At 68.4% G+C, this 5,769-nt stretch carries 5 protein-coding genes and 1 pseudogene; 4 read left to right on the top strand and 2 right to left on the bottom strand.

Annotated features, from left to right (window positions below):
• The 4 genes and pseudogenes from NI18_RS11190 to NI18_RS11175 all read left to right on the top strand — a co-directional run.
• Window positions 1-224 (top strand): annotated as a pseudogene (locus NI18_RS11190) (hypothetical protein); the annotation flags it as partial.
• 43 nt (window positions 225-267) lie between these two features.
• Complete coding sequence (locus tag NI18_RS11185; protein ID WP_037529957.1) at window positions 268-1,182, top strand: sulfite exporter TauE/SafE family protein; 915 nt, start codon at window positions 268-270, stop codon at window positions 1,180-1,182.
• A 38-nt stretch (window positions 1,183-1,220) separates the two neighbouring features.
• Entirely contained in the window at window positions 1,221-1,940 is a 720-nt protein-coding gene (locus tag NI18_RS11180) for a TIGR02186 family protein (protein WP_052149151.1), read from the top strand.
• 88 nt (window positions 1,941-2,028) lie between these two features.
• Window positions 2,029-3,720, top strand: coding sequence for a DUF87 domain-containing protein (locus tag NI18_RS11175; RefSeq protein WP_037529954.1), 1,692 nt, complete (start codon window positions 2,029-2,031; stop codon window positions 3,718-3,720).
• Window positions 3,721-3,763: 43 nt separating this feature from the next.
• On the opposite strand, the gene NI18_RS22360 is transcribed toward NI18_RS11175, so the two are convergent.
• Window positions 3,764-4,408 (bottom strand): BLUF domain-containing protein, encoded by a 645-nt coding sequence (locus NI18_RS22360; RefSeq protein ID WP_052149150.1) that lies wholly within the window; start codon window positions 4,406-4,408, stop codon window positions 3,764-3,766.
• 207 nt (window positions 4,409-4,615) lie between these two features.
• The coding region (locus NI18_RS11165) for a M23 family metallopeptidase (protein ID WP_037529951.1) at window positions 4,616-5,769 on the bottom strand (1,154 nt) is incomplete at its 5' end.

Here is a 5,769-nt window from a genome sequence, read left to right as displayed (position 1 = left end):
GCTGCGCGCCTTGCGAACGCGGCAGGCTCCGCCTCGACGTGGGGGTCGGCGCATGGGTGAGCGCACAGCGGGGCGCGGCACGGGGCGATCTTGGCCCGTCGCTCGGCCTAGCAGCGCCGCTCGGCCGACGATCTGTCCGTCTCGCGCTCGACTGGCGCCAGCGTATCGCCGGCACCGCCCGCCCCGGCTCGGGTCCCGCACTCTCGGTCGGCAGCGACTTCTAGCCGGCCGCTAGCCCCCGCGGCCGGTTTGCGTATAACGACGCGCGTGGACCTGTATCTTCCCATCGCAAACCTGTCGGTCAATGCGCTCGTCATCATCCTGCTCGGCGGCGGTGTCGGGCTCCTGTCGGGGATGTTCGGGGTCGGCGGCGGCTTTCTGACGACGCCGCTGCTGATCGTCTATGGCATCCCGCCGACCGTCGCCGCCGCCTCGTCCGCGAGCCAGGTTACGGGGGCGAGCGTGTCGGGCGTGTTCGCGCATTTCCGCCGCAACGGCGTCGATGTGAAGATGGGCGGCGTCCTCGTCGCAGGCGGCATATTGGGCGCGTTCTTCGGCGCCTGGCTGTTCCGGCTGCTCCAGCAGAGCGGCCAGATCGATACCGTGATCGCGATCGTCTATGTCGTCATGCTCGGCTCTATCGGCGGCATGATGGCGAGCGAATCGATCGGGACGATCCGCCGCGCGCGGACCGGCCGCCCCGCCAAGCCGCGCAAGCGACGCCATCACCCGCTGGTCGCCGCGCTGCCGCTGCGCACGCGATTCTACGCCTCGGGCCTGTATATCTCGCCGCTCGCGCCGTTGCTGCTCGGCTTTTCGACCGGGATCCTGACCATGTTGCTGGGGATCGGCGGCGGGTTCATCCTGGTACCGGCGATGATCTATCTGCTCGGCATGGCGACGTCGGTGGTGGTCGGAACCTCGCTGTTCCAGACGCTGTTCGTCACCGCGGTGGCGACGATGGTGCATGCGACGACGACCAAGGCGGTCGACATCGTGCTGGCCGGGCTGCTGCTGATCGGCTCGGTCGTCGGGGCGCAGATCGGTGCGCGGTTCGCGACCAAATTCCGTCCCGAATATCTCCGTCTCGGGCTCGCCGTGATGGTGCTGCTCGTCGGCGCACGGATCGTGCTCGGGCTGGTGTGGCGGCCCGAGGAGATCTTCTCGGTCACGCTGTCGTGAAGCCCGGCGCGCCGCTCCTCCTGCTCGCGCCGCTGCTGATGGCGCAGGCCAAGCCGGTGCTCGTCCCCGACGTGTCGCAGCGCAATATCGAAATCGCCTACAGCTTCACCGGCGCCGAACTGCTGCTGTTCGGCGCGATCCTCTATCCCGGCGGGCGCCTGCCGAGCGGCGAGAGTCCCACCGACATCGTCGTCGTCGTCAAGGGGCCGACCCAGTCGATCGTGATGCGCGAGAAGGAGAAGGTCGCCGGCATCTGGGTCAACACGTCGCGGCTGCGCTATCGGTCCGCGCCCAGTTTCTATGCGATCGCCTCGTCCAAGCCGATCGGGCGGCTGGTCGACGACCGCACCCGGGCGATCTACGAACTCGGCCTCGACAGCCTGCAATTGTCGCCCGCGTCGAGCGCGCCGATTCCGACGCAGGACCGGTTCCAGCGCGGCCTGGTCGACCTGAAACGGCGTGCCGGGCTGTATTACGAGGCGCCGGGCGCAGTCGAGATCACCGATGACGTGCTGTACCGCGCGCGGGTTTCAGTGCCCGCGCGCGTACCGGTCGGGCGCTTCACCGCGGAAACCTTCCTGATCCGCGACGGCCGTGTGCTGGCCGCGGCGGTGCGCGACATCGACATCCGCAAATCGGGGTTCGAACGCTTCGTCGCGCGCGCGGCCGACCGGTCGGCGATCGCCTATGGCCTGGTCGCGGTCTTTCTCTCGATCTTTCTCGGTTGGGCGGCCGGCTGGATCGCGCGCCGGGTCTGAGGCGCGCGAACGCTCACGCATTCTTTACCCGTGCGCGGCATGGATGCGGACATCTGGCAAAAGCCGGAGGATCGAGGACCGACCGCCTATGACCGACATGCCCGCCGCCCATCTGTTCCAGCGGGCGATTGCCGCCGCGGCGATCGTGGACGGCGCGGGGCCGGACGCACACCCGGGGGGACAGGCCGACGTCCCGATCGGCGTCATATCCGCGATCGCCGGTGCCAGCAGCCGGGTCCTGCTCGACCGGACCGCGATCGCGCCGCTGCTCGCGCACTCCGACGCGGTGCTGGCCGCCGCCGGCCAGGTCGGCAGCCAGGTCAAGATCCGGGTCGGCACGTCATGGATCATCGCCAATGTCCGCTCGCTCGCGCTCGAGGCGGCGATGGGCAGCGTCATCGCGGGCGAGATCGATTTCCTTGGCGAGGGGGACGAGGACCGGGCGACCGGCGCGTTGTACGGATTCCGCCGCGGCGTGACGCGCTATCCCATGCCGGGCTGCGAGGTGTTCGCGGTCACGACGCGCGACCTGCGCGAGGTCTATGCCGCCGAGGACCGCGCGAACATCGCGATCGGTACCGTCTATCCGACCGCCGACGTTCCCGCCGCGCTGTATGTCGATGCGATGCTGGGCAAGCATTTCGCGCTCGTCGGCTCGACCGGCACGGGCAAATCGACCGCCGCCGCGCTGATCCTGCACCGGATCTGCGATCTCGCGCCGCAGGGGCATATCGTGATGATCGACCCGCACGGCGAATATGCCGCCGCCTTCGGCACGAACGGCGCGATCCACGACGTGTCGAACCTGCAAATGCCCTATTGGCTGATGAACTTCGAAGAGCATTGCGAGGTCTTCCTGACCAGCACCGGGGAACAGCGCCAGTTCGATGCGGACATCCTCGCCAAATGCCTGCTCGCCGCCCGCGCCAAGAGCCGGCTCGGCCAGGCGATCGCAAAGCTCACGGTCGACGCGCCGATCCCCTATCTGCTCAGCGACCTGACCGGGATCATCAGCCTCGAAATGGGCAAGATGGACCGCGCCGGCGACACCAGCCCCTATCTGCGGCTCAAGGGCAAGATCGACGAGATCAAGGCGGATCCGCGCTATGGCTTCATGTTCTCGGGGATGCTCGTCGCGGACACGATGGCGGCGTTTCTCCAGCGGATCTTCCGCCTGCCCGGCGACGGCCGGCCGATCTCGATCATCGACGTATCGGGCGTGCCGTCGGACATCACCGCCGTCGTCGTCGCGATGCTCGCGCGGATGACGTTCGACTTCGCGATCTGGTCGCGCAACGAGCCGCAGCGACCGATCCTGCTCGTCTGCGAGGAGGCGCATCGCTACATCCCGAACGATCGTCAGGCGGAAAGCTCGGTCGGGCGGATCCTCGGACGGATCGCCAAGGAGGGTCGCAAATACGGCGTTTCGCTCGGGTTGATCACGCAGCGCCCGTCCGATCTGGCGGAAGGCGTCCTGTCGCAGTGCGGGACGATCGTCGCGATGCGGCTCAACAACGAACGCGATCAGGCCTTTGTCCGCGCGGCGATGCCCGAGGGCGCACGCGGCTTTCTCGAATCCATCCCCGCGCTGCGCAATCGCGAGGCCATTATCTGCGGGGAGGGCGTGACGATTCCGATCCGCGTCGCGTTCGACGATCTCGAGGATACGCGCCGCCCCGCCTCGAGCGATCCGCTCTTCTCGGCGCTGTGGCGCGATGTCGGCGGCGAGGAGCAGATCATCGACCGGACGATCCTGAAATGGCGCGCGCAGGGCAAGTGAGCCGGCTGTCGGTCGTCGTGGCGGGAGCTAATCGCGGCGGCGCCTAGGCGGCGTAGTCAGTTTCGGTGATCTCGTTGTCCGCCATCAGCCGCAGCCGGTTGATCAGGCGGCATGCGATCTCCGACTTGCCGGGCCCGTTCGGGGTGGCGAGCATCGGGATGAGCTGCTGGTCGACGAACGTGTCGGGACCCGAATAGGCCAGTGAAAAGCGCCGGAACCCCCGGTCGAGGCCGATCATGTCCGTGATGATCGTCACGTCGCTATGGCGCCGGTCGGCGCTCAGCCGCGCGAGCAGATTGGAGATCGCCGGATCCGGTCCCTCGACCAGCTGGACGAAGTGCAGATCGGTGATGATCAGCGCGCCGGTGATGCCGGCCTGTGCGTTCCGCGCGCTGGACTCGTTGACGATCTCCATCAGCGCGCGCTGATCCATCGCGATATCGGGCTTGATCTTGCTCAGATACAGCACCGTCCGCAAGGCCGGCACGGGCGTCGCGCGGGCGGGCCGGATCGCGGTGACGGGTGTCGGGCGCGGTTGCGGCTGGCTGGCACCGCGCAGGGCCCAGTCCTGCTCGCGGCGCATCGCGCGTCCCGGAACATAGCCCTGGATCGAAATGAGCCGTCCGGTCGCGGTCGAGGAGAGCCCTGTCTGCATGATCGTCACATATCCGGTAAAGCGATGGTGCATCCCGCCTAGCATGGTGCATGACAGCACTGTAATATCGTAGAATTACGAACCGGACTTTAGTATGGGCGCCGCATCCGTGATCAGGATCGACAGCGGCCTAGTCTGCGCGAATTCGAAAAGATGATCGATCAATAGTGCGCGCAGTTGGTACGGCCATCTGCGGGGACTCGACGCCGGTTGCAGACACGTACGGCGCGGCGCGCGTCGCTAGGTGCCGGTGCGGACCGCGAGCAGGCGGGCGACCCGCGCCTTGAACGCGCGCAATGCCGGGCCGGACAGCTGTGCCGCGCTCGCCAGCGATACCGATCGCGGATTGATCGCGCCGCCGTTCCTCCACACTTCCCAGTGGAGATGCGGCCCCGTCGACATACCGGTCGAGCCGACATAGCCGATGACCTGGCCCTGGCGTACGCGCGTGCCCGATGCGACCGCGATCCGGCTCATATGGCCATAGCCGCTCGCCAGACCGCCGCCGTGGACGAGCTTGACGAAATTGCCATAGCCGCCGGTCCGGCCCGCGAAGCTCACCACCCCGTCGGTCATCGCGTGGATCGGCGCGCCCCGCGGCGCCCCGATGTCGAGTCCCTTGTGCATCCGCGTGAAGCCGAGCAGCGGATGCACGCGCAGGCCGAAACCGGACGTGATGCGGCCGATCACCGGCATGCCCGACACAGCGCGGCGTTCGGTCTGGCCATTGGCGTCGAACCAGCCGCCGCGGCCAGCGTCGTCACCCTCTACCGCGTCCGGATCCGCCTGTGGGTCGGTCGTGGTGGTCGGTGCGAAGCGGACGAGTTGCAGCGTGCGCCGTCCCTGGTCGATCCCGGCGAACAGCAGCGCGCCGATCCGCGTTTCCCCGGTCGCGGCGCGTTCGCGGGCGACGATCAGGTCGAAACGGTCCGTGGCGCTGACGTCGCGCCCGATCGACAGCCGTGTCGCGATCGCCTTGATATAGGTCTCGACCGCCTTGGCGGACACGCCGGCGGCGCGCATCGACCGGTACAGGCTCGATCCGGCAAGCCCCTGGATCCGCAGCGGGGTGCGGTCGACCGCGATCGCCGTGCGCGTCATCGCCAGACCCGCTGCGGTGCGGTGCAGCGACACGTCTAGGTCGAACCGCGCGCGCACCGCGAGCGAGTCGAGTGGGCGCGCGACCGTGCGATCCGCGCGCCGGCCCAGCGTCAGCGCGATCCGCGTGCCCGCCGGGATCGCGCCGGGATCGACCGTCTGCGCGATCAGCGCCGATGCAGCACTGGCGTCACGCCGGCTGACGCCCGCGCGGATCAGGACCCGGTCGAAGGCATCGCCCTGACCCAGTGTCGCGGCAAGGTCGACGCTCGGCCGTTCGGGTGCCTGCGCGAGCG

This window comes from Sphingomonas sp. Ant20, from assembly GCF_000783375.1.
In the GTDB taxonomy this organism is placed as follows: Bacteria; Pseudomonadota; Alphaproteobacteria; order Sphingomonadales; family Sphingomonadaceae; genus Sphingomonas; species Sphingomonas aerolata.
The sequence above is the reverse complement of the archived record's forward strand: the minus strand, read 5'-3'. Positions and strand labels throughout refer to the sequence as shown.

Excerpts from the sequence above, each read along its gene's own strand:
- NI18_RS11175 (WP_037529954.1), top strand. The coding sequence starts at position 2,029 with ATGACCGACATGCCCGCCGCCCATCTGTTCCAGCGGGCGATTGCCGCC.
- NI18_RS11180 (WP_052149151.1), top strand. The coding sequence starts at position 1,221 with ATGGCGCAGGCCAAGCCGGTGCTCGTCCCCGACGTGTCGCAGCGCAAT.
- NI18_RS22360 (WP_052149150.1), bottom strand. The coding sequence starts at position 4,408 with ATGCACCATCGCTTTACCGGATATGTGACGATCATGCAGACAGGGCTC.